Source organism: Sphingomonas sp. SORGH_AS_0879 (assembly GCF_030819175.1).
Lineage (GTDB): Bacteria > Pseudomonadota > Alphaproteobacteria > Sphingomonadales > Sphingomonadaceae > Sphingomonas.
This window is the reverse complement of the sequence record NZ_JAUTBJ010000002.1, coordinates 3,699,935-3,718,687: the sequence shown is the minus strand read 5'-3', so window position 1 is coordinate 3,718,687 and position 18,753 is coordinate 3,699,935. Positions and strand designations below refer to the sequence as shown.

At 66.5% G+C, this 18,753-nt stretch carries 22 protein-coding genes; 10 read left to right on the top strand and 12 right to left on the bottom strand.

Going from position 1 to position 18,753, the window contains the following annotated elements; all coding sequences use genetic code 11:
- Window positions 1-35: 35 nt before the first annotated feature.
- The 3 genes from QE379_RS17395 to petA are packed head-to-tail and all read right to left on the bottom strand — an operon-like array spanning window position 36 to window position 2,802.
- The gene (locus tag QE379_RS17395) at window positions 36-884 is read right to left on the bottom strand and encodes a cytochrome c1 (protein WP_307002416.1); all 849 of its coding nucleotides are present in this window, start codon (window positions 882-884) and stop codon (window positions 36-38) included.
- 26 nt (window positions 885-910) lie between these two features.
- Window positions 911-2,194 (bottom strand): cytochrome b/b6, encoded by a 1,284-nt coding sequence (locus tag QE379_RS17390; RefSeq protein ID WP_307002414.1) that lies wholly within the window; start codon window positions 2,192-2,194, stop codon window positions 911-913.
- Window positions 2,195-2,208: 14 nt separating this feature from the next.
- The gene (gene petA / locus QE379_RS17385; RefSeq protein WP_307002412.1) at window positions 2,209-2,802 is read right to left on the bottom strand and encodes a ubiquinol-cytochrome c reductase iron-sulfur subunit; all 594 of its coding nucleotides are present in this window, start codon (window positions 2,800-2,802) and stop codon (window positions 2,209-2,211) included.
- 324 nt (window positions 2,803-3,126) lie between these two features.
- On the opposite strand from petA, the gene QE379_RS17380 reads away from it, so the two are divergent.
- Window positions 3,127-3,633 (top strand): hypothetical protein, encoded by a 507-nt coding sequence (locus tag QE379_RS17380; RefSeq protein ID WP_307002411.1) that lies wholly within the window; start codon window positions 3,127-3,129, stop codon window positions 3,631-3,633.
- A gap of 3 nt (window positions 3,634-3,636) precedes the next feature.
- Here the strand turns inward: QE379_RS17380 and QE379_RS17375 are convergent, their stop codons facing one another.
- From QE379_RS17375 to radC, 9 genes are all read right to left on the bottom strand, one after another.
- Window positions 3,637-4,086 (bottom strand): MaoC family dehydratase, encoded by a 450-nt coding sequence (locus QE379_RS17375; RefSeq protein WP_307002409.1) that lies wholly within the window; start codon window positions 4,084-4,086, stop codon window positions 3,637-3,639.
- 12 nt (window positions 4,087-4,098) lie between these two features.
- Window positions 4,099-5,394: an ectonucleotide pyrophosphatase/phosphodiesterase gene (locus tag QE379_RS17370; RefSeq protein ID WP_307002407.1), complete on the bottom strand. Its 1,296-nt coding sequence runs from the start codon at window positions 5,392-5,394 to the stop codon at window positions 4,099-4,101.
- A 592-nt stretch (window positions 5,395-5,986) separates the two neighbouring features.
- Window positions 5,987-6,379: a BLUF domain-containing protein gene (locus QE379_RS17365; RefSeq protein ID WP_307002405.1), complete on the bottom strand. Its 393-nt coding sequence runs from the start codon at window positions 6,377-6,379 to the stop codon at window positions 5,987-5,989.
- A 79-nt stretch (window positions 6,380-6,458) separates the two neighbouring features.
- A complete protein-coding gene (ychF, locus tag QE379_RS17360) occupies window positions 6,459-7,559 on the bottom strand; it encodes a redox-regulated ATPase YchF (RefSeq protein WP_307002403.1) in 1,101 nt (366 codons plus the stop codon).
- 123 nt (window positions 7,560-7,682) lie between these two features.
- Window positions 7,683-7,877, bottom strand: coding sequence for a hypothetical protein (locus QE379_RS17355; RefSeq protein ID WP_307002402.1), 195 nt, complete (start codon window positions 7,875-7,877; stop codon window positions 7,683-7,685).
- Window positions 7,878-8,028: 151 nt separating this feature from the next.
- The gene (locus QE379_RS17350; RefSeq protein WP_307002400.1) at window positions 8,029-8,631 is read right to left on the bottom strand and encodes a TIGR02466 family protein; all 603 of its coding nucleotides are present in this window, start codon (window positions 8,629-8,631) and stop codon (window positions 8,029-8,031) included.
- Window positions 8,628-9,203: an aminoacyl-tRNA hydrolase gene (pth, locus tag QE379_RS17345; RefSeq protein ID WP_307002399.1), complete on the bottom strand. Its 576-nt coding sequence runs from the start codon at window positions 9,201-9,203 to the stop codon at window positions 8,628-8,630. The genes QE379_RS17350 and pth overlap by 4 nt, the downstream gene beginning before the upstream one ends.
- 63 nt (window positions 9,204-9,266) lie before the next feature.
- Window positions 9,267-10,238, bottom strand: a complete 972-nt coding sequence (locus QE379_RS17340; protein ID WP_307002397.1) for a hypothetical protein — start codon at window positions 10,236-10,238, stop codon at window positions 9,267-9,269.
- An 81-nt stretch (window positions 10,239-10,319) separates the two neighbouring features.
- Window positions 10,320-11,021: a DNA repair protein RadC gene (radC, locus tag QE379_RS17335; protein ID WP_307002395.1), complete on the bottom strand. Its 702-nt coding sequence runs from the start codon at window positions 11,019-11,021 to the stop codon at window positions 10,320-10,322.
- A gap of 122 nt (window positions 11,022-11,143) precedes the next feature.
- Between radC and QE379_RS17330 the strand changes: the two genes are divergently transcribed.
- From QE379_RS17330 to QE379_RS17290, 9 genes are all read left to right on the top strand, one after another.
- Entirely contained in the window at window positions 11,144-14,308 is a 3,165-nt protein-coding gene (locus tag QE379_RS17330) for a YdbH domain-containing protein (protein WP_307002393.1), read from the top strand.
- Between the two features lie 56 nt (window positions 14,309-14,364).
- Window positions 14,365-14,526: a YnbE family lipoprotein gene (locus tag QE379_RS17325; protein ID WP_307002391.1), complete on the top strand. Its 162-nt coding sequence runs from the start codon at window positions 14,365-14,367 to the stop codon at window positions 14,524-14,526.
- Window positions 14,526-14,906, top strand: coding sequence for a YdbL family protein (locus QE379_RS17320; RefSeq protein WP_307002389.1), 381 nt, complete (start codon window positions 14,526-14,528; stop codon window positions 14,904-14,906). Before QE379_RS17325 ends, QE379_RS17320 begins: the two co-directional genes overlap by 1 nt.
- A 358-nt stretch (window positions 14,907-15,264) precedes the next feature.
- The gene (locus tag QE379_RS17315) at window positions 15,265-15,582 is read left to right on the top strand and encodes an AtpZ/AtpI family protein (protein WP_307003281.1); all 318 of its coding nucleotides are present in this window, start codon (window positions 15,265-15,267) and stop codon (window positions 15,580-15,582) included.
- A gap of 33 nt (window positions 15,583-15,615) precedes the next feature.
- Window positions 15,616-16,407 (top strand): F0F1 ATP synthase subunit A, encoded by a 792-nt coding sequence (locus QE379_RS17310; protein ID WP_307002387.1) that lies wholly within the window; start codon window positions 15,616-15,618, stop codon window positions 16,405-16,407.
- Window positions 16,408-16,488: 81 nt separating this feature from the next.
- Complete coding sequence (locus QE379_RS17305) at window positions 16,489-16,719, top strand: F0F1 ATP synthase subunit C (RefSeq protein ID WP_307002385.1); 231 nt, start codon at window positions 16,489-16,491, stop codon at window positions 16,717-16,719.
- 55 nt (window positions 16,720-16,774) lie between these two features.
- Window positions 16,775-17,269 (top strand): ATPase, encoded by a 495-nt coding sequence (locus QE379_RS17300; protein WP_307002382.1) that lies wholly within the window; start codon window positions 16,775-16,777, stop codon window positions 17,267-17,269.
- A complete protein-coding gene (locus tag QE379_RS17295; protein WP_307002381.1) occupies window positions 17,262-17,936 on the top strand; it encodes a hypothetical protein in 675 nt (224 codons plus the stop codon). Before QE379_RS17300 ends, QE379_RS17295 begins: the two co-directional genes overlap by 8 nt.
- A 284-nt stretch (window positions 17,937-18,220) precedes the next feature.
- The gene (locus QE379_RS17290) at window positions 18,221-18,541 is read left to right on the top strand and encodes a multidrug efflux SMR transporter (protein WP_307002379.1); all 321 of its coding nucleotides are present in this window, start codon (window positions 18,221-18,223) and stop codon (window positions 18,539-18,541) included.
- The last annotated feature ends 212 nt before the right edge of the window (window positions 18,542-18,753 follow it).

Sequence of the window (18,753 nt, the reverse complement as noted above, 5' to 3'; positions counted from 1 at the left end):
AACCGCCCCAGTTTCTCACACGGGCAAATCCCGTCTCAGTGTTTCACGTCGCGCCAGACATTCTGATATGCGCCCCAGGCCAGGAAGCAGAAGATCAGGATGAAGATCACCGCCCCGATCCCGGCGGCATGGCGCGATTCCAGCCGGGGCTCGGCGGTCCAGGTCAGGAAGGCGGCGACGTCCTTGGCCATCTGGTCGCGGGTCGCCAGCGTGCCGTCGGTATATTGCACCTGCCCATCCTGGGTCAGCGGCGGCGGCATCGCGATGTTGAGGTTCGCGAAATAGGGATTGTAGTGCAGCCCGGTCGGCGTCTTGACGTCCGGGAACTTGCGCAGCAGTTCTGCGGGCTGGTTGCGATAGGCGTCGGGACCGATCAGCGAATAGACGTAGTTGGTGCCGTCATGCCGCGCCTTGGTCATCAGCGACAGGTCTGGCGGCAGCGCGTTGTTGTTCGCCGCGCGCGCCGCGACCTCGTTGGCGAAGGGCGAGGGGAAGCGGTCGGCGGGCACGTTCTTGCGCGTCGTCGCCTCGCCCGTCTCCGGGTTGATGCTCGGCTGCTCGATCACCCACTGGTTGGCGATCGCCTTCACCTCGGCCTCGTTATAGCCCAGATCCTTCAAGTCGCGGAACGCCACCAGCCGCAGCGAGTGGCAGGCCGCGCAGACCTCCTTATAGACCTGGAAACCACGCTGGAGCTGGCGGCGGTCGAAGCGACCGAGAATGCCGTCCGACGCCAGATGCGCGGATTTGGGGTGCAGGTGGAATTCCTCTTCGGCGGTGGGGGCGGGCGGGTCGGAGACGAGCCCCGATACGCTGCCCCACAGCGCGATGGCGAGGACCAGGGTGAAGGCCGCCCCGACCAGGAATGCGATGCCACGAACCATGTTCAGCTATCCTCTTTCGGTTCGGGTCAGGCCAGGGCCGACTTGGTGGGCGCAGTGCCGCCATGCTTGGACAGCACGGCTTCGGTGATCGAGTTGGGCAGCGGCGCAGGACGCTCCGTCCGCGCTATCCAAGGCAGGATCACCAGGAAGTGGAGGAAGTAATAGGCCGCCGTGATCTGGCTGAGGATGATGAAGAAGGGCGTCGCGGGCGAGCCCCCGCACCAGCCGAGCAGCAGCACGTCCACTACCAGCACCCAGAACGCCACCCGCGCCTTGGGCCGGAAATTGTTCGAGCGCACCGGCGAGCTGTCCAGCCAGGGGAGGAAGAACAGCAGCAGGATCGACCCGAACATCGCCAGCACGCCCCACAGCTTGGCGGGCAGGATGAAGTCGGCGGTGAAGGCGCGCAGGATCGCGTAGAAAGGCCAGAAATACCATTCGGGCACGATATGCGCGGGCGTCGAGAGCGGGTTGGCCGGGATGTAATTGTCCGGGTGCCCCAGATAGTTCGGGAAGAAGAACAGCAGCCCCGCGAAGACCAGCAGGAACACGCCCAGCCCCACCGCGTCCTTGGCGGTGTAATAGGGGTGGAAGGGCACGGTATCCTGCTCGCCCTTCACGTCCACGCCGGTTGGGTTGTTGGAACCCGGAATGTGCAGCGCCCAGATGTGCAGGATGATGACGCCGGCGATCACGAAGGGCAGCAGATAGTGGAGCGAGAAGAAGCGGTTCAGCGCGGCATTGTCCGGCGCGAAACCGCCCAGCAGCCAAATGCGGATGGTGTCGCCGACCAGCGGGATCGCCGAGAAGAAGCCGGTGATGACCTGCGCGCCCCAGAAGCTCATCTGCCCCCAGGGAAGCACATAGCCCATGAAGGCGGTCGCCATCATGAGGAGGAAGATGACCACGCCCAGCAGCCACACCATCTCGCGCGGGGCCTTGTACGATCCGTAATAGAGGCCGCGGAAGATATGGGTGTAGACGACGATGAAGAACATCGACGCGCCATTGGCGTGGGCATAGCGCAGGAACCAGCCCGCGTTGACGTCGCGCATGATCCCCTCGACCGAGTCGAAGGCGACACCCGCATTGGCGGCATAATGCATCGCCAGCACGACGCCGGTGATGATCTGGATAGCGAGCGCGGCCCCCGCCAGCACGCCGAAATTCCAGAAGTAATTCAGGTTGCGCGGCACCGGATAGCCCGCGCCCACGGCATTGTAGACGAGGCGCGGCACCGGCAGCTTCTCGTCCAGCCAGCGCATGAGCGGCTGTTTCGGTTCGTAATGCTTGGCCCAGGGAAAGCTCATCTCTCGGGTCTCCCTTAAGCTGCCGCGCCGACCGTGACGGTCGTGTCGGTGTCGAATTTATACTCGGGAACCAGCAGGTTCAGCGGCGCCGGGCCCTTGCGGATGCGCGCGGCGGTGTCATAGGCCGAGCCGTGGCAGGGGCAGAAATAGCCGCCATAGGGGCCCTTGTTCTCACCCTCGCCCGCGCCCAGCGGCACGCAGCCGAGATGGGTGCAGACGCCCAGGGTGATCAGCCAGTTCTTCTTGCCCGGCTTGGTCCGCTCCTCCAGCGTCTGGGGATCGCGCAGGTCGGACAGCGGCACCGCGTCGGCCTCGGCGATTTCCTTGGGCGTCAGGTTGCGGACGAACAGCGGCTGCTTGCGGAAGCTGGTCTTGATCGCCTGGCCGGGCTCGATCTTGGACAGGTCAACCTCGGTGGTCGACTGGGCGAGCACGTCGGCGGAGGGGTTCATCTGGTTGATCAGCGGCAGGACGATCGCCAAGGCACCGACACCCGCGAAGGACATGGCGGCGACGTTGATGAAGTCGCGACGGCGGGGATCATGGACCTCTTCCTGGAATGGCTCCGGCGCCTCGCCGGGGGGTACGGTGTTCTCCGTCATCGCCATTCGTCCTGTCCCTCCACCTGGTTCGCGTCCGCGATCGATACGCCGTGGCGGTCGCGCCGGATTGTTCCGGTCCTGCGCCGCCCTCTCAACTCACCCGTCCATGATGAACGGTGCTTCAGGTTAGCCTTGCTTGACCGGCTTTGCCAATCCCCTTTGGGCCAATCCCCTTTGGCCCAATCCCCTTCTGCCCCGCTGTTCAGCGCCCATGCATCGCCATGGGTGCAGGAACCATGGCACGACGCGACGGGTTGACCGTCGATCGACGCGGATGACGGACCCCTGCCGCACCCGCATGGCGACAGGCCAGGGATATGGAGAGCGAGGATGGGCCTCGGCAAGACGGGTTGGGCCGCGTTGATGGCGGCCGGGTTGCTGGCACTGGGCGGCTGTGCCGATGGCTATGGCTATAGCGGCGTGTCGGTCGGATCGGGCTTCGGCCGTGGCTATGGCCCCGGCTATTATGGCGGCGGCTATGGTTATGCGCCGTCCTATTATGGCTGGTACAACGACTTTTATTATCCGGGCACCGGCATCTATGTCTATGACCGCTATCGTCGGCCCTATCGCTGGAACGATGGACAGCGGGCCTATTGGGAAGGGCGGCGCGGCGCGTGGCGCGGCGGCCCGATCCGGGATCAGTGGCGCGGCTGGGGCCGTGACGGATGGCGGGGCGACCGCTGGCGCGGGCAGGGCTGGCGGGGCAATGGCGCCGTCGCCCCCACGCCCGGCGTGCCGCGTGCGCAAGGGTGGCGCGGCAATCGCGGTACGCCCGGCGCCGGGCGTGGTGGACCTCGTCCGGGCGGCCCGCGTGGGCCTCGCGGACCGCGCTGAGGCTCAGGCGGCGGGCCGGGTTCGGATCATGACGGTGGGGCGGAAGCGCATGACCGCCACATCGTCCTGATTATAGACGGTCAGCAGGCTGATGACGAAGCCCATGTCCGGTCGACTGGCCGAACGGCGGGTCTCCAGCACTTCCGTCTCGCAGCGTAGCGTGTCGCCGGGATAGACGGGCTTGAGCCAACGCAATTCGTCGATGCCGGGCGACCCCAGGCTCTGAAAGCCGGTGTCCCGGTAATGCGCGACGATCATCGCCATCGTCATCGATGCGGTGTGCCAGCCGCTGGCCGACAGCCGCCCGAAATGGGTGGCCGCCGCCGCTTCGTCGGACAGGTGGAAAGGCTGGGGATCGTAGCGCGCGGCGAAGGCGATCACCTCGTCACGATCGACAGGGCAGGCGCCGAACCGCGCCACGTCGCCCACCGCTATATCCTCCAGCCAGATCATCGCCGTCCTCCCTTATCGCCGCCAAACGCGTCGGAAGGGCGCATCGGTCCCATCCAGGCCGCGGCCGGGCGGCAGGCCGATCAGATCACGGAGCAGGGGTGCCACATCGACATTGTCGAACGGGGCCAGCTTTGTGTCCGGGCGGAAGGCCGGGCCCTGCGCGATAAACAGCGCGGTCATGCTGGGATCGGCATTGTCATAACCATGTGTGCCCCCGGAAAAGGGCTTTTCCGCCGGTTTGGCGTCGATCAGCCAGCCAGCGTCGGCCAGGCAGAAATAGGGCGCGATGCGCGGGTTGCGGCCATAGCGGAAGCGGGCGGGAATCTCGCCCCTCCGCCAGCAATCCATATGATCGTGATGCCCCAGCAGGCGCGCCTCCAGCGCGGCCTCGTGACCGGGCACGGCGCGGATCATCGCGAAGGGGCCGTCTTCGGACATTTCGTAATCGGCCGGGTTCACCACCTGATCGAGCGCGATGACCCGTTCGCTGGAGGTGGCGGCCATGCCATGATCGGAGACGATCACCAGATTGGCGGTCTGGCCCAGTTCGGCCAGGCCCGATACCAGCGCGCCGATCGCCTGGTCGACATGGCCGATCGCGCCGTTCACCTCCGCCGAATCCGGGCCGCCGTCGTGACCGGCGATATCCACCTCGTCGAAATAGAGCGTCAGGAAGCGCGGGCGGGTCGTAGCGGGGCGTCGCAGCCAGTCGATGACCGTATCGACTCGCTGGCGGTCCGAGATGTTCGCGTTGAACTGCAACCAGTTATGCGGACGCACCCCGCCGGTGACGGCATGGTGCCCGCCCGGCTGGAGCGTGCCGCCCCAGGCGACGTTGGAGCCCGGCCACAGTACCGTGGCGGTGGGAATGCCCGCCCGCTCGGCGGTGACCCAGACCGGTTCGGCCTCGTCCCACCAATAGGGCTGGTCGGAGGCCATGGTGAAGCGCTCGCCCGGACGTGCTGGGTCGGTAAAGCTGTTGGCGACGATGCCGTGCCGGTCGGGCACCACGCCGGTCACCAGAGTCCAATGATTGGGAAAGGTCTTGGACGGAAAGGACGGTCGCATCGCGGCGCTCACGCCCTCCGCCGCCAGCCGCGATAAATGGGGGGACAGGCCGCGCTTCAGATAATCGGCGCGAAACCCGTCGATCGACACCAGGATCGTCACCGGTGCGCGCGCTTCAGCGGGGGCGGCGGAAGCGGCTTGCGCGGTGCTGGCGACCGGCGGCAGCGACGGCGGGCTGTAGGGATAGGCGCAACCGGCCAGCAGGGTCAGCGCGAGAGCGGCGAGGGGGAGTCGGGTCACGGTGAGGATCGTCCTTTCGGTCCCACCCGATAACGTGATCTTGTTACACTGGCGAGCACTGGGGCCAGTCCTGATCGACATTCCGATATGCCTTTTCTTTCCCTCTCCCCTCGTTGAGGGGAGAGGGTTGCACAGACTTAGGCGTTGCGAAGCAAAGGCTTAGTCGGAACTGGGTGAGGGGTGCTGCGCTCGAAGAGCGTGCGAGCCTGCGGCTCGCTCAACCCCTCACCCAAGCTGCGTTAGCCAGCAGGCTGGCAAGCTCCGCTAACCCTCTCCCCTATCCAGGGGAGAGGGAGGTAGCAGGAATGTCGATCGACATTCAGCAAGTTATGAACTCAAGCCAACACCAACCATCTTTGCGCGCACAGGCGCGGAGGACGCAGAGGAATCCTGTTCGCACCACAGCGCGCCTCCGCATCGTCCGATAGTAAAGACGGACTGTGATCGCCGCGGGCACACCCTCTCTGCGTTCTCCGCGCCTCCGCGCGAACACATTCTCCGCAGCTTCGCGCGAAAATGAATGTCGATTGAGCTTGGACGTGACCAGGATCGGCAGGGAACCACGTAGAGCCAAGTCGCCCGGGATTTGCCGTCAGGTTACGGGAAAGAAGCGACGAATCTCGTCCTCGCTGTTGAGCAGGAGCAGGCGGAGCCGGGCCTCCGCGTCGCTGGGCCGGTCGCCGGGAAGGCCCGCCATCGCCCATTCGCCAAACGCGGGCGCATCGATCATCCGGTCGTCCAGAATGACGATGTCGGTATCGCGCGGATCGCGGGCGATTCGCTCGAATGCCTCCGCGATACTGTCGGCCGGTCCTTCGATCAACTGGCGATACTGGCCCTCGCCGATCCACAACAGGCCCGAGATACCGTCCATGCCGTTGTTGCGACGCGACGTCGCCAAAATCGCCTGATGATCGGCGCGCACATCGTCGCCGACCGGGCGGCTGCTATAAACGATGCGACGATACGGGCTAACATGGATCATGATAGGGGCGTAACGGGCCGATCGCGTCCTGCAAAGCAGGAATGCGCCAGCCGGTCGAAGCCGACCGGCGCATTATGGATCACACGTTGAAGCGGAACAGCATCACGTCGCCGTCCTGGACGACATATTCCTTGCCTTCCGCGCGCAGCTTGCCCGCATCGCGCGCGCCCGCTTCGCCCTTGAACGCGATATAGTCGTCAAAGGCGATGGTTTCGGCCCGGATGAAGCCGCGTTCGAAATCGCTATGGATTTCGCCGGCCGCGTTGGGGGCCTTGGCGCCACGATGGACGGTCCAGGCGCGCGCTTCCTTCGGCCCGACGGTGAAGAAGGTGAGCAGGTCGAGCAGCGCGTAACCGGCCCGGATGACGCGGGCCAGGCCGGTTTCCGACAGGCCCAGCTCCGACAGGAATTCGCCGCGATCCTCAGATGGCATGGTCGCGATCTCGGCCTCGATCGCCGCCGACACGACGACCGCCTGCGCGCCCTCGGCAGTCGCCTTCTCGAACACGCGTGCCGAGTGGGCGTTGCCGTTGGCGGCGTTCGATTCCTCGACATTGCAGACATAGAGGACCGGCTTGGCGGTCAGCAGTTGCGCCTGCGCAAAGACGCGGGCTTCCTCCTCGTCCTTCGGCTTGGTCAGGCGGGCGGGCTTGCCCTCGCGCAGCAGGTCGAGCGTCTGGCCAAGCACCGAGGCGGCGATCTTGGCTTCCTTGTCGCCCTGCTGACCCTTTTTGATGAAGGCGGGGACGCGCTTTTCCAGGCTTTCCAGGTCGGAGAGCATCAGCTCGGTCTCGACCGTTTCGGCGTCGGCGATGGGATCGACCTTGCCCTCGACGTGAGTCACGTCGCCATCCTCGAAGCAGCGCAGGACATGGACGATCGCGTCCACCTCACGGATATTGCCCAGGAACTGGTTGCCCAGCCCTTCGCCCTTGGACGCGCCGCGCACCAGCCCGGCGATGTCGACGAAGGCCAACTGCGTCTCGATGATCTTGGCCGAGCCGGCGACCTCGGCCAGCTTGTACAGGCGCGGGTCGGGGACCGCGACGTTGCCGACATTCGGCTCGATCGTGCAGAACGGATAATTGGCGGCCTGCGCCGCCGCCGTTTCGGTCAGCGCGTTGAAGAGGGTGGACTTGCCGACATTCGGCAGGCCGACGATGCCGCAGCGGAAACCCATGCGTCGCTTATCCTGTGGATCAAGGGGAAAGCGCCCCTCTAGCGATGATGGGGATATTTCTCAACCGATGGCGGGTAGGGCGCTAATCCCCACCTTCGCTCAGACCGAACGGGGGCGGGGTGTTCAGGCGATCCCGACCATCATCGCGGCGGCATAGGCGAGGAGCATCATACCCAGCGCGCCCGAAAAGCCCATCAGCACCAGGCCCATATAATAGAGCATCGGCGGATGGGCCCGCTTCGCTTTCTTGTTCCGCCCAAGACCCGACAGGACGAAACTCGCCAGCATGCCAAAGGTGAAGACACAAAATTCGAGCATGGGCGTAACGTCCGGTCCTGGGGCTGCGATCGGCAATCCCCCTAACCGATATAGGTTAACCGCACGATATCACCGCGACGGAACGCCCCGATTTATCGCCGAAATGATGGAACTTTTCGGCTCATCGCGGGTCTGCGGCGCGTCGTCGTTCCTATCGATAGTTGAAGCTGACGCTGATCCGTTCGCCCTTGGCGCCGTTGGGTACAACCTCGTGCCGCAGCCAGCTTTCCCACAGCAACACGGTGCCCGGTTCCGGCGTCGCGGTGGCGAAGGTGGTCAGGTCGTCGGGCGCGTCGGGGCGACGGGGCGGGGCGGCCATCAGCATCGGCAGGCGCGGGTCCTCCAGTTTCAGCGCGCCCGAGCCCCTGGGCATGGCGACGTAGAGCGTGCCCGACACCACCGAATGCGGATGGATATGCGCCGAATGATGTCCGCCCGGCTTCAGGACATTGACCCACAGGCTGTCCAGCTTCAGCTTGCGCCCGCCCAGGTCGAAGGCGCATTCCTCGGCGAAGCGCGCGACATGGCGGTCCAGCTTCTTGCGCAGGTCGGCGAACACCGGATCGCGGATCGGCAGGTCATTGAGCGAGGCGTAGCTGGTATAGCCGCGATAGCCATGCTCCTTCGACCAGCGCCGCCCGGCGCGATCGTCCTCGGCCAGCGCCCAGCAGCTCTGCTCGATCTCCTCCAGCAGATCGGCATCGTCCAACTGCCCCTCATAGAGCAGCGAGGCGAAGAGACGCCGCACGCTCATGCCGCATCCCCCAGCCGTAGCGCCACGTCGTTGACGAAGCGCACGTCATCACCTTCGGCCAGCCAGTGCGCCTCCGCCGCCACCGCGCCGAGCAGGTCGGACAGCGGCTCGATCTCCGCCTTGGCGTAATTGCCCAGCACATGGCCGGTCACCCGGTCCTTATGCCCCGGATGGCCGATGCCCAGCCGCACGCGGCGAAAGTCCGGCCCCAGATGCTGGTCGATCGAGCGCAGGCCGTTATGCCCCGCCGTGCCGCCGCCGGTCTTCACCTTGACGCGGAAGGGCGCGATGTCGAGTTCGTCGTGGAAGACGGTCAGCGCCTCGACCCCCAGCTTGTAGAAGCGCAGCGCCTCGCCGACACTGCGGCCGCTTTCGTTCATGAAGGTGGCGGGCTTGAGCAGCAGGATCTTCTGCCCGCCGATCCGCCCTTCCTGGGTCCAGCCCTGGAACTGCTTCTTCACGGGGCCGAAATCATGCACCTCGGCGATCGCGTCCATCGCCATGAAGCCGACATTGTGGCGGTGCATCGCATATTGCGCGCCCGGATTGCCCAGTCCGGTCCAGACCTGCATGTGATATTCCTCTTCGCGTCTTTGGCCATGGCCCCTAGCATCGGGGAGGCGGGACGCACAGGGTCAGGCGGTCAGCCGATCGATCGCGCGTGCCGTCATCCGGCGATAGGTCTCGTCGGAATAACGATGCGTGCCGACGAAATGGACCAGCCGCTCATCGCCCGAGAGGGGGGCGAGCCAATAGTTGCAATAGCGCGCATAGGGCAGAAGCCGCGCGCCCGGTTCGTTGGCTAGCAGGAAGTTGGAGGTCACCTGTTCGCTGCCCCAGCGCCACCAGATATCCTTGCCGACCAGCCGGGCCGCCTCCGTGGAGAAGCGTGTCGCCTCCGCGCGTCCGCTCGGTCCCCCGCGCGCAAAGCCTGCAAAGCCCGAACAGCCGCGTATATAGGCGTGACGCCCGGCATCGGCATGACCGGCGAAGCGCGATTCGACCAGGGTCTGCATATGCACGGGCCCGGCTACCGGGCCTTGCGGATAGCGCCGGGCGACAAAGTCGGGCAGGGTCTGGATACCCTTTTCCTCGGCATCCGGATCGCCCAGCAAGATGAAGCTGGCATTGGCGGCGATCGCGGCCCGCACCTCGGCCATGTCGCCCAATGTCACCGTGTCCGAATCCAGCTGGACGACATAATGATGGGCGCGAAGGTCGAGGACCGTCAGCAGCCTTTCCCAGGTGCCTCCTTTCGGACAGGTGCCGGTATCGACATCGGCCAGCCGCAGCATGGCCGGCGATCCGCAATGATGGGACAGGATGCGCTTGTCCGCCTCGGTCAGGCTGCCGTCGTCGAGGATGACGATCCGGCCCATCCTAAGATGATGGTGAAAGGACTTCACCGCGACCAGATAGGGCAGCAGCGTTACGGTGCCGATCATCGAAAAGATGACCACGCCATCATCCTTGGGGACGATCGGCGGCGTCGCCAGAATGGGGGCCGCGTCGCGGAGATGACGCTTCATCCGCCGCGACCGCGCCAGCCGATCGACCGCGCGAAAGGCGAGGTCGAAGCCCGGCAGATGACGGATCGTGTCGATCATGGTCGCCCTGATGAGCCAGCCGGACCGACCCGGCAAGTCACGATCCGTATGGGCGGAGAACCGATTCGGGACCGGCGGGATTTAGATCAGGCCCTGGGCGCGCAGGCTGACATGGCCCGAGGTGCCGATGATCAGATGGTCGTGCACCGTGATCCCCAGGTTGCGTCCCGCCTCCGCGATGGCGCGGGTCACGTCGATATCGGCGCGGCTGGGCGAGGGGTCTCCGCTGGGGTGGTTGTGGACCAGGATCAACGCCGCCGACCCGCATTCCAGCGCGCGACGGATGACCTCGCGGATATAGACCGGGGCCTGATCGATCGAGCCTTCGCCCATCAGTTCGTCGCGGATCAGCATGTTGCGGGTGTTGAGGTGAAGCACCCGGAACCGCTCCACGCCATGATGCGCCATATCGGCATGGAGATAGTCGAGCAGCGCCTGCCAGTTGGACAGGATCGGTCGCCGCGCCGCATCCGCCTGGACGAGTCGCAGCGCGCAGGCATGGGCGATCTTCAACGTCGCCGCCGCCGTCTCGCCCACCCCGTCGACCCGTTGCAGCGCGATCGGATCGGCGGTCAGCACCCCGCCGATATCGTGGAATTCGCGCAGCAGCGCCTTGGCGATCGGCTTGGTATCGCGGCGGGGAATGGCGGTGGTCAGCAGATATTCGAGCAGTTCATGATCGAGCAATCCGCCGCCCGCCAACAATCGCTCGCGCAGTCGTGCACGATGCCCGGCATGGTCGCCTTCGCGACTCGGACCCTGATCCCGCCCCTGATCGCCCATGTCATTCCCCCTGTCGGGACTGCATAGGGCGGGCGAGGGGAACTGTCGCCGGGCTTCATGCGATTGCGTGCGGCGCGACCATGTGGCTATGACATAGGTCAGGTGGAAGGAGTGGCATCGGGGTGGAGGGCGCGAACGAGGAGGTCGGACCGCGCATCGGCCCGACGCGACGCTTCCGTCGCCTGCAACATATCCTGATCGCCATCGCGCTCATCCTGTTGGTCGCGCTGATCGCGCTGTGGATCGCGCGCAAGTCGCTGGCCGGGGATGCGATCGACCGCGCCTTGGCCGAGCGCGGCGTGCCCGCCCGCTACAAGATCGCCGATCTGGGGCTCGGTCGGCAGAGGCTGACCGATGTGGTGATCGGCGACCCGGCTCATCCCGATCTGGTTGCCGACTGGCTGGAGACGCGGACGCGCATCGGCCTGTCGGGGCCGGTGATGACGGGGGTGCGCGCCGGGCGGGTGCGGTTGCGCGGGCGGCTGGTCGACGGGCGGATCACGCTGGGCACGCTCGACCGGTTGATGGGCCCGCCCTCGGGCAAGCCCTTCGCGCTGCCGGCGCTCGACGTGGTGGTCCAGGATGGCGGGATCAGGCTGGACACGCCGCAGGGGCTGATTGGGCTCAGCCTGTCGGGACAAGGCGTGTTGAGCGACGGTTTCACCGGGCGGCTGGGCGCGGTCGCGCCGCGTCTGACCTTGGGCAATTGCGTCGCGAGCGGGCTGGCCGCGCCGCTGCGGGTGCGGATCGTGCGCGAACGGCCGACGCTGACGGGACCGGTCAGGCTGGCCGGGCTGGAATGCGGCGAGGTGACGGCGCGCCGACTCGCGGCACGGGTCGATGTCACCCTCGCCGCCGCGCTGGACCGCTGGCAGGGGCGGGCGACGCTGAACGGCGCGGCGATCCGCCATCCCGCGCTGGCCGGCACCTCGGTCGACGGAACGATCGACTTTGCTGGAGACGCGGCGGCGACCGGCGGTCGGCTGGCGATGACCGCGCGGGGGCTGGCGGCGCGGGTCGGTCGGGCGGAGCGCGGCGTCGTCGAGGGGCGCTATCTGGCCGGTCGCGCGATGCGCTTCGACGGGCGGATGCGACTCGGCGGCGCGCAAATCGACCCTGCCCTGCTCGCCCGGACCCGAAGTTGGAGCGCTGCGACCGCCGCCACCCCGGTCGGGCCGGTGGTGCGCGCGATGCTGAACGCGGCGGCGCGGAGCGGACGCCGCTTCGCCGCCGATCTGCGGCTGGCGCTCGACCGGCAAAGCGGGCCGCGCGCGGCGGGCCTGTCGGTGCGCATACCCAGCCTCGCGCTGGCCTCTGACAGTGGCGGGCGTATCGCCTTTCGCGGCGAGACGGGCCTTGTCTATGACGCGACCGGACTGCAGGTCGATACGACGCTGGCGACCGGGGGCGGGGGACTTCCCGCGATCCGCGCGACGCTGCGCCAGGCGGCACCGGGCGCGCCGATTCTCGGCACGGCGGCATTGGCCCGTTACGAGGCGGACGGCGCGGCGCTGGCCTTCGACCGGATGCAGTTCCGGGCTGCCGCCCATGGCGAGACGGCGGTCACCACGCGGATGGCGCTGTCCGGGCCGATCAGCGGCGGACGGATCGACGGGCTGGTCCTGCCGATCGCGGCGCGCTGGGACGGCGGGCTGAATATTCGGATCAATCCCGATTGCCAGCCGCTGGCCATCGACCGGCTGGCCCTGTCGGGCCTGCGGCTGGACCGGGTGGCGACACGGCTTTGTCCGCTCGATGGCGCGCTGGTACGGCTCGACGGCACCCGTCTGGGCGGCGGGGCCCGGCTCGGCCCGACGCGGGTGGTGGGTCAGATCGGCAGCAGCCCGCTGACCGTCGCGGCGGCGACCACCCGCTTCGCGCTGGCCGACCGTTCCTTCGCGCTGACCGGTGTGGAAAGCCGTATCGGCCGCCCCGAATCGCCGACGCGGATCGACGCGGCGAACCTGACCGGGCGGATCACGCCGGAGGGGATTGCGGGCCGGTTCGACGGCGGCGCGGGGCAGATCGGGCAGATTCCGCTGCTGCTCCAACAGGCGGCGGGCGATTGGCGGCTCGCGGGCGGCAAGCTGTCGCTGAACGGCGATTTGCAGGTGCGCGACGCCCGCGCCGAATCGCCCCGCTTCCTGCCCATGGCGGTGCGCGGCGTCGCGCTGACCCTGGCGGGCAACCGGATCGACGCGACCGGACAGTTGTTCGAGCCGACCAAAGCGGTGAAGGTCGCCGATATCACGATCCGCCACGCGCTCGACCGGTCGGAGGGTATGGCCGATCTGGCTGTGCCGGGCATAAGCTTCACCAAGGAATTCCAGCCGGAGCTGCTGACCCCGGTGACCAAGGGCGTGATCGAGGATGTCCGGGGCAAGATCACAGGCCAGGGCCGGATCGACTGGGACGGCAACGGCGTCCGCTCGACCGGACAGTTCGGGACCGACGGGATCGACCTCGCCGCCGCGCTGGGCCCGGTCAGCGGGATCGCGGGCACGATCCGCTTCACCGACCTGCTCGCGCTGGAAAGCGCCCCCGGCCAGGTCGCGACGGTCAAGACGATCAATCCCGGTATCCAGGTGACGAACGGCGTCGTCCGCTATCAGACGCTGTCGGGCGCAAGGGTGAGGGTGGAGAGCGGGCGCTGGCCCTTTGCGGGCGGTACGCTGACCCTCGACCCGACGCTGCTCGACTTCTCGCAGCCGGTCGAACGGCGCATGACCTTCCATGTCGAGGGGGCCGCCGCCGACCAGTTCCTGCTCCAGTTCGACTTCCAGAATCTGAACGCCACCGGCGTCTTCGACGGCACGTTGCCGATGATCTTCGACGAGCGCGGTGGGCGGATCGAGGGCGGGCGGCTGGTGGTCCGGCCCGGCGGCGGCAGCATCGCCTATCTGGGGGAGATCAGCCAGAAGGACCTCGGCCTGTGGGGCAATCTGGCCTTCGGAGCGCTACGTTCGCTCAATTATCGCAGCTTGCGCATCGACATGAACGGCCCGCTGGCGGGCGAGATGGTGACCGATGTCCGCTTCGCCGGGATCAGCCAGGGCAAGGGGGCGAAGACCAATTTCCTGATCCGGCGGCTCCAGCGGCTGCCCTTCGTCTTCAACGTGCGGATCAAGGCGCCTTTCCGCGGGCTGCTCGATTCGGCCCAGTCCTTCTACGATCCGCGCCGGCTGATCCAGCGCAACCTGCCCGCGCTTCTCGACGAGCAGAACAAGCGCGCCGCCCCACCCGCCAATCCGCCTATTCAGCCTTCCGCAAGCGAGACCGTGCCATGAGCGTAACAGGATTGAAAATGCTGGACAGGATGCCGATCTTGGGTGGAGCACGATGGATGCCGGTCGCGCTTTTGGCGATGAGCGGGGGATGCGTGAACATCTCCGCGCCCGACAAGCCGATCGAGATCAATCTGAACATCAATGTGACGCAGGAAGTGGTATATCGCCTGGATGGCGAGGCCAAATCGCTGATCCAGCAGAATCCGGGGATATTCTGATGAAGACGAAGACGATCATCCTGACGCTCGGCGCGGTTGCGCTGTTGGGTGTGTCGGGCATGGCGATGGCACAGCGTGATCCGGCCTATGCGGCGGCGCGCGCGGCAGGGCAGGTCGGCGAACAGCCCGATGGCTATCTGGGCATTGTCGGCGCCGCGACGCCCGAGCTGCGCACGCTGGTCAACAGCATCAATATCCAGCGCAAGGCCGCCTATACCCAAAAGGCACAGGCGAGCGGCGCGACGGTGGAGCAGATGGCCTTCACCAGCGGCTGCAACCTGATCGCGCAGACGGCGAGCGGCGAGAAATACAAGACGCCCGAAGGGGTGTGGAAAACGCGCACGAGCGCGCCACCGGAACGCGCCCCGGCCTGCGTATAAAGCGCTTCTTCCTCCCCTCCCGCAGGCGGAAGGGTCTGGGGGAGGGGACTCGGGTAGCGTTCGGGCCAGCGGTGTGAGGAGCGGGCCGGATTCCGTGCGACCAAAAAGCGGCTCGCTCGCCGACAGCGCCAGCCCTCCCCGACCCCTCCCGCCTGCGGGAGGGGAGAAGAAGAGGGAAAGGTAGGATGGCCCCCCCTGTCGTTCCCCGGACACAATCCTTAACACATCTGTCACAACCTCACCCCCAAGCGGTTGACTTGGGGAGACACGCTTTCTAAACGGGCCTCGCCTTGGCGGGGTCGCTCGCCGTTCGCGCGCATTCTCCCCTTCGGTGACGAAAACAGGTGAGGGTGGCTGCGTGGCGGAGAAAGAGCCCGGACAGGACTTTGGCGATGCGGACGATCCGCGTCTGGCCGCGCTGGATCAGCGATTGGCCAAGGCGAGAGCGGACGAAACATCGCGGCAGGGGGTGAAGGTGGACGCCGACAGGGGTTATTCCCAGGGCAACCGCGTCATCTCCGCGCTGATCGGAAGTCTTGTCGGCAGTGCGTTGATCGGCTGGCTCTTCGACCGCTGGTTCGGCACCGCGCCCTGGGCCCTGATCGTGATGCTGTTCCTGGGGATCGGCGTGGCGTTCAGGCAGATCATTCGGATTTCTGGTGAGCGCCCGGAGTAACCGGGCGTTCGTCATATGTGGGAACGAAGCAGCGTGGCGGCAGAATCGGGCGGCAAGATTGATCCGATGCACCAGTTCCTGATCGAGCCGGTGCTCGGTCAGCACTGGGTGGTCGGCGGCTACGACCTTTCCTTCACCAATTCCGCTTTGTGGATGGTGGCGACCTTGGTCGCGCTGTGGGTGTTCATGATCGGCGGCATGAAGCGCGATCTGGTCCCCGGTCGCTGGCAGGCGGCCGTCGAGGGCTTCACCGGTTTCGTCAATTCGATGCTGACGTCGAATATCGGGCCGGAGGGCAAGCGTTTCCTGCCTTACGTCTTCTCGCTGTTCATGTTCATCCTGTTTGCGAACGTCCTGGGCCTGCTGCCCTTCGGCGTGGTGCCGGGTGTCCATCCCTTCACCGTGACCAGCCATGTGACCGTCACGGGCGTGCTCGCGCTGATCTCGTTCGCGATCGTGCTGATCGTCGGCTTCGGTCGCCACGGCTTCCACTTCTTCGCGCTGTTCGTGCCGCACGGCACGCCGCCGCTCATGATTCCGCTGATCTTCGTGGTCGAGCTGATGAGCTTCCTGGTGCGTCCCTTCTCGCTGGGTCTGCGACTGTTCGTCGCGATGACCGCGGGGCACATCCTGCTGAAGGTTCTTGCCGCCTTCGTCATCAACGGCATCAATATGGGCCCCGGCTATGCCGCGCTCGTCACGCTGCCGAGCTTCCTGCTGATGATCGGCATCACCCTTCTCGAACTGCTGGTCGCCGCGATCCAGGCCTATGTCTTCGCGCTGCTGACCTCGGTCTATCTGAACGACGCGGTCAACCTGCACTGATCCGGTAACGCCGGACCGGGCGGGCGGACGCGCCGCCGACTTGAATACCCAAACGACCCTTTTTGAACTGGAGTGATTGAAATGGACGCAGAAGCTGCACGGATGATCGGCGCCGGCCTGGCCGCGATCGGCATGGGCATCGCCTCGCTCGGCGTGGGCAACGTGTTCGCCAAGTTCCTCGAAGGCGCGCTGCGCAATCCGGGTGCGGCGGACAGCCAGCAGGGCCGCCTCTTCATCGGTTTCGCCGGTGCCGAGCTTCTGGGCCTGCTCGCCTTCGTGACGATGATCATCCTGGTGTTCGTCGCCCAATAATTCTGATCGACCGGGCGGTCGGCGATCGCCCGGTTGATATGGCAACGAGGACTCCATGCCCCAGATAGCACAGATCAGTGCGACCTATGCGTCGCAGATCTTCTGGCTCCTGATCACCTTCGGCCTACTCTATTTCGTGGTCGGTCGTGGGATGGTGCCCAAGATTCAGGCGACCGTCGACGCTCGCGAAGCCCGTATCGCCGGTGATCTGGCGGCGGCGGAGGCCGCGCGTGCCGAGGCCGACCGGGTCGAGGCGGCATGGCGGGCCGAGATGGACGCCGCGCGCGTGGCCGCGATGGCCGAAACCAACGCCGCCAAGGCACGCGCCACCCACGCTTTCGAGGCGCAGGTGAAGGCGGCCGATGCCGACCTGGCCGAGCGTCTGGGTCATCACGACCTGGCGATCGCCAATGCCAAGGCCGAGGCGATGGCCAATCTTCAGTCCGTGGCGGCGGACGCGGCGCGCGATCTCGTCGCCAAGCTGTCCGGCGTCCAGGTGGGCGAGGATGCGGCGGCCGACGCGGTGCGAAAGGTGAGCGCGCATGGCTAATCATTCCGCGAACGGCGCGCTGACCAACGCCGATGCGCTGCTGGCGCAGAACCTGGCCGATGCCGCATCGGCCGAGGGCATGACGCAAAAGCCGATCCGCGAGGGCGATGGGCTGGCTGGGGGCCTGACCGGCAACACGGTCGCGCCTGCCGAAGCCGAGCATCACGCCGCCAGCCCGACCGCGCTGGGTTTCGATTCGACCGGCTGGGTGGCGCTGGCTGCTTTGGTCGTGCTGATCGGGATGCTGGTGAAGAAGGTGCCGACGATGATCGGGCGTTCGCTCGACCAGAAGATCGCCGGTATCCGCGCCCAGCTCGACGAGGCGACCAAGCTGCGTCACGAAGCCGAGGCGCTGAAGGCCGAATATGAGGCCAAGGCCAAGGCCGCCCATGCCGATGCCGAGGCGATGCGTGTCCAGGCCCAGCACGAGGCGGGCCAGTTGCTCAGCAAGGCCAAGGCCGATGCCGAGGCGCTGATGGAGCGTCGCGCCAAGATGGCCGAGGACAAGATCGCCGCCGCCGAGCGCACCGCGCTGGCCGAGGTCCGCGCCCGCGCTGCCGAGGCTGCTGCCAAGGCTGCGGGTCTGCTGATCGCCGAGCATCACTCGGCCGATGCCGACCGGGCGATGATCGACCGCAGCATTTCGGGGCTCGGTCGCCCGAACTGATCGGCTACAGGGCCGGGAACTGGACCGCGCTTCGGGAAGCCGAGGCGCGGTTCGGTCGTTTCTGGCACTGGTCCCTGACTTCGCTCAGCCTGAACGGAGGTTTGGCTATCCTATTCCTCCCCAAGCTCCGCTTGGGGAGGGGGACCGCCGGGCGAAGCTCGGTGGTGGAGGGGCAAAACCCCAACCTTGTGGCCTGCCCGTCCAAGGCGGGCCCGCATCGCCGCCTCTTCCGGGTTTCCGGCGACGATGCCCATTCCCGAGCCCGTGACAAAGGAGACTCTCCGATGGCATGGGTCATTCTGGGCATTGCCGTGATCACCGAGATTTGCTGGGCGCTCAGCCTGAAATGGGCGGCGACGCTGGCCACCTGGCAGGCGTCGAGCGTGCCGATCATCCTCAGCTTCGTGAATATGGGCCTGCTGGCGCTCGCCATGCGCGGGCTTCCGGCCGGGACCGCCTATGCGGTGTGGACCGGGCTGGGCGCGATCGGCGTGGTGATCGGCGGGGCGATCGTGTTCGGCGACCGGATCGCGCCGATCCAGGCGGGCTTCATGGCCCTGACCGTGATCGGCGTGATGGGAACCAAGCTTTTCGCACAGGGGTAATCTCACGCGAAGCCGCGAAGACACGACGAAGGAGGTTCGCGCAGAGGCGCAGAGAGCGCGGAGGAGCTTCCGCTATTTTCCTGCCGTCGCCCCAGCGCAGGCTGGGGCCTTTCACGACAAGATCCCGGCCTTCGCCGGAACGACCGTTGGGAATTCTCCTCTGCGTCCTCCGCGCCTCCGCGCGAACAAAAAAGCTTCGCGTCCTCGCGTCT

Coding starts and splice junctions, on each gene's coding strand:
- QE379_RS17325 (WP_307002391.1), top strand. CDS start 14,365: ATGCCGGTCGCGCTTTTGGCGATGAGCGGGGGATGCGTGAACATCTCC.
- QE379_RS17365 (WP_307002405.1), bottom strand. CDS start 6,379: ATGATCCATGTTAGCCCGTATCGTCGCATCGTTTATAGCAGCCGCCCG.
- QE379_RS17305 (WP_307002385.1), top strand. CDS start 16,489: ATGGACGCAGAAGCTGCACGGATGATCGGCGCCGGCCTGGCCGCGATC.
- QE379_RS17350 (WP_307002400.1), bottom strand. CDS start 8,631: ATGAGCGTGCGGCGTCTCTTCGCCTCGCTGCTCTATGAGGGGCAGTTG.
- radC (WP_307002395.1), bottom strand. CDS start 11,021: ATGGGCGATCAGGGGCGGGATCAGGGTCCGAGTCGCGAAGGCGACCAT.
- QE379_RS17380 (WP_307002411.1), top strand. CDS start 3,127: ATGGGCCTCGGCAAGACGGGTTGGGCCGCGTTGATGGCGGCCGGGTTG.
- QE379_RS17290 (WP_307002379.1), top strand. CDS start 18,221: ATGGCATGGGTCATTCTGGGCATTGCCGTGATCACCGAGATTTGCTGG.
- QE379_RS17395 (WP_307002416.1), bottom strand. CDS start 884: ATGGTTCGTGGCATCGCATTCCTGGTCGGGGCGGCCTTCACCCTGGTC.
- petA (WP_307002412.1), bottom strand. CDS start 2,802: ATGGCGATGACGGAGAACACCGTACCCCCCGGCGAGGCGCCGGAGCCA.
- QE379_RS17340 (WP_307002397.1), bottom strand. CDS start 10,238: ATGATCGACACGATCCGTCATCTGCCGGGCTTCGACCTCGCCTTTCGC.
- QE379_RS17320 (WP_307002389.1), top strand. CDS start 14,526: ATGAAGACGAAGACGATCATCCTGACGCTCGGCGCGGTTGCGCTGTTG.
- QE379_RS17375 (WP_307002409.1), bottom strand. CDS start 4,086: ATGATCTGGCTGGAGGATATAGCGGTGGGCGACGTGGCGCGGTTCGGC.
- ychF (WP_307002403.1), bottom strand. CDS start 7,559: ATGGGTTTCCGCTGCGGCATCGTCGGCCTGCCGAATGTCGGCAAGTCC.
- pth (WP_307002399.1), bottom strand. CDS start 9,203: ATGCAGGTCTGGACCGGACTGGGCAATCCGGGCGCGCAATATGCGATG.
- QE379_RS17300 (WP_307002382.1), top strand. CDS start 16,775: ATGCCCCAGATAGCACAGATCAGTGCGACCTATGCGTCGCAGATCTTC.
- QE379_RS17295 (WP_307002381.1), top strand. CDS start 17,262: ATGGCTAATCATTCCGCGAACGGCGCGCTGACCAACGCCGATGCGCTG.
- QE379_RS17390 (WP_307002414.1), bottom strand. CDS start 2,194: ATGAGCTTTCCCTGGGCCAAGCATTACGAACCGAAACAGCCGCTCATG.
- QE379_RS17355 (WP_307002402.1), bottom strand. CDS start 7,877: ATGCTCGAATTTTGTGTCTTCACCTTTGGCATGCTGGCGAGTTTCGTC.